2 protein-coding genes are annotated in these 2,500 nt (G+C 67.8%); one reads left to right on the plus strand and one right to left on the minus strand.

From position 1 onward, the window contains the following. The first annotated feature begins 126 nt into the window (after positions 1 to 126). Entirely contained in the window at positions 127 to 1,770 is a 1,644-nt protein-coding gene (locus tag ACWCPF_RS45345; RefSeq protein WP_451051015.1) for an ISL3 family transposase, read from the plus strand. A 56-nt stretch (positions 1,771 to 1,826) separates the two neighbouring features. Here the strand turns inward: ACWCPF_RS45345 and ACWCPF_RS45350 are convergent, their stop codons facing one another. Further along, positions 1,827 to 2,360, minus strand: coding sequence for a hypothetical protein (locus ACWCPF_RS45350; protein WP_451051016.1), 534 nt, complete (start codon positions 2,358 to 2,360; stop codon positions 1,827 to 1,829). Positions 2,361 to 2,500 lie beyond the last annotated feature (140 nt).

Below are 2,500 nucleotides of genomic sequence, written 5' to 3' on the forward strand. Positions count from 1 at the left end.
GGGTTCTGGCACAGATCTTGGGGAGTCGTCGCAGAGCGTTACCCCGATGTTCGATTGCGAGGAGACAGGGTTGCGTGAGACCGCGTACGCCTTGTCGTGCGACGATCAAAATTGACGCTCCATCAGATGTCGGCCGATCGCTGCTGCGGTCGGTTGTGGACGGTGATGGTGCTGGTCATGCAGACCGATGCACCGTTCTGGGACTCGCTGGTGTTCGACGGGATCGACGAGGTCGACGTCGAGGCGGTTACGGCCGCGTTCGGCACGGTCGAGGTTGTGGCGAGAGGCCGCGCGGCCGGGGCGGCGTGTCCGGACTGCGGCCGCTTTGCGGACCGAGTCCACGACCGGTACCAGCGCAGGCTGAAGGACCTTCCGCTCGCTGAGCAGGGCTTTGTGATCCGGCTGACGGTCCGGCGCTTCATCTGCGGGGCGGCGGGCTGCCCGCGCCAGACGTTCGCCGAGCCGTTCTCGCAGCTGGCCGCCCCGCACGCACGGTTCACCACGCGGCTCAACCACGCCCTGGAGCGAGTGGGGCTCGCGCTGGCCGGGCGGGCCGGCGCCCGGCTGGCGGCCCAGCTGGGCTTCGGCGCGGGACGGATGACTTTGTTACGCAGGGTCATGGCATTGCCCGATCCGCGGCTCAGTACGCCGCGTGTGCTGGGTGTGGACGATTTCGCGATCCGTCGCGGTCAGACCTATTCCACCGTCTTGACCAGCGTTGAAGACCATCGAGTGGTCGATGTGCTCCCGACCCGTGAAGCCGGGCCATTGGCCGCCTGGCTGATCCGCCACCCTGGCGTGGAGATCATCTGCCGGGACCGGGCGGGTGCATACGCCGAGGGTGCCCGGCGCGGTGCTCCGGAAGCTCTGCAGGTCGCTGACCGGTTCCATCTGTGGCAGGGCCTCGGCCGAGCCGTGGAGACTTGCGTCGCCGCCCATCGCGACTGCCTGCGCAACCCTTCGCCCGGCGGCGTGTTGCCGGAGGCCACCGGAGGGGCTTCGGGCCGACCGCAGGACGACTCGAAGCCCGTCGGTCGGCGGGCCGAGCGCAAGAAGGCAGCACATACTCTGGTCCACGAGCTGCTTGCCCAGGGCCACTCGCGTCGGGCGATCGCCCGGCACCTGGGCTGGGGTCTCAACACCGTGCTCCGGTACGCGAACGCCGCACGCTGGCAGGACACCATCCGCGAGAACCGGCCCCGGTCCAGCAGGCTGGACCCCTACAAGCCCTACCTGGAGCGGCGATTCGCTGAGGGATGCACCAGCGTCACCCGACTGCACGGCGAGCTGGTTGCCGAGCACGCTCCCGTCACCTACGCCATGGTCCGCGCGCACATCGCCACCTTGCGCGGGGCTCCGCCTGCTGCGTCGCCGCGGGCGCCGTCGGTGCGGCAGGTGACCGGCTGGCTCACCCGTCACCCCGCGACCCTGACCGAGGAAGACCGGGCCAGCCTGAAGGAGGTCCTGGCCCGCTGCCCCGAACTGGACAAGGCGGCCGGACACGTCCGTGATTTTGGCGAGATACTCACCGACCGCCTCGGCTCCACACTCCCCACCTGGATCGACGCAGTCGACGCTAGCCGGCTGCCCGGTCTCACGGGCTTCGCACTCCACTTGCTCCGAGACCTCGACGCCGTGACTGCCGGGCTCACTCTCGACTGGAGCTCCGGCAGCATCGAGGGCGCCGTCAATCGCATCAAGAAGATCAAGCGGCAGCTCTATGGGCGCGCCGGATTCGAACTCCTCCGCAAGATGATCCTGCTTCAGTGAACCTCCGCGATCGCGACCCCAGATGTTGCGCCAGAAACGCCTTCCGACCCCACTCGTCAGAAGCGCGGCCTGACAGGCCCGACAGTGGGATGCGAGACCAAGGCACAGGCCGCGACCTGCAGTTGCGCTTCCCATGCCGCCTCGTCGAGCCCCAGCGTGTACTCGATGCAGCACGCGCATGGCGGGAGTAGCGCCACGAATGCTTGCTCCTCAGCGGTCTCGACCTCCATCTCCGACCACTCGTCCGATGCCAACTCGGCGAGATCCACCTCCCCTGCGGTGAATCGCGTGGCCAGCCTGCGCAGCGCGTATCGCCGGGCCAGGTGGTGATCGGGCAGAATGATCCCCAATTCTTCGAGAGCCTGCTCGAATGTGTCGCGGATGTCCCGGGGGTCCGCATGACGCGGCAGGCCAGCGAGCTCGCACAGGGTCGGCGTGTCCATTCCCATTGCGAGTGCCTGGGCAGCGGTCATCGGCAGGTCTTCCGGACACACCTGATCCGCCTGATACAGCCACGCTGCCTCCACCAGGGGCGGATAGGCGCTGCGGACAGGGCTGTCAGGTTCGGATGTGTCGTCTATCGCTGCCATGGTTCATACGATGCCAGCACGGCTCGCGAGAGCGCCTGGAAATTTGGACTGTCCCGGCAAACCGCCCTGCGGGCCGACCCACCTCATGCTGTTGCCCTGGTGACACTCCGCGACCGCTCCCCAAGATCTGTGCCAGAACC

The organism is Streptomyces sp. NPDC001858, from assembly GCF_053594615.1.

What these genes read in the sequence shown, in the direction of transcription:
- ACWCPF_RS45345 (WP_451051015.1), top strand. Translation starts at nt 127, where the DNA reads ATGTCGGCCGATCGCTGCTGCGGTCGGTTGTGGACGGTGATGGTGCTG.
- ACWCPF_RS45350 (WP_451051016.1), bottom strand. Translation starts at nt 2,360, where the DNA reads ATGGCAGCGATAGACGACACATCCGAACCTGACAGCCCTGTCCGCAGC.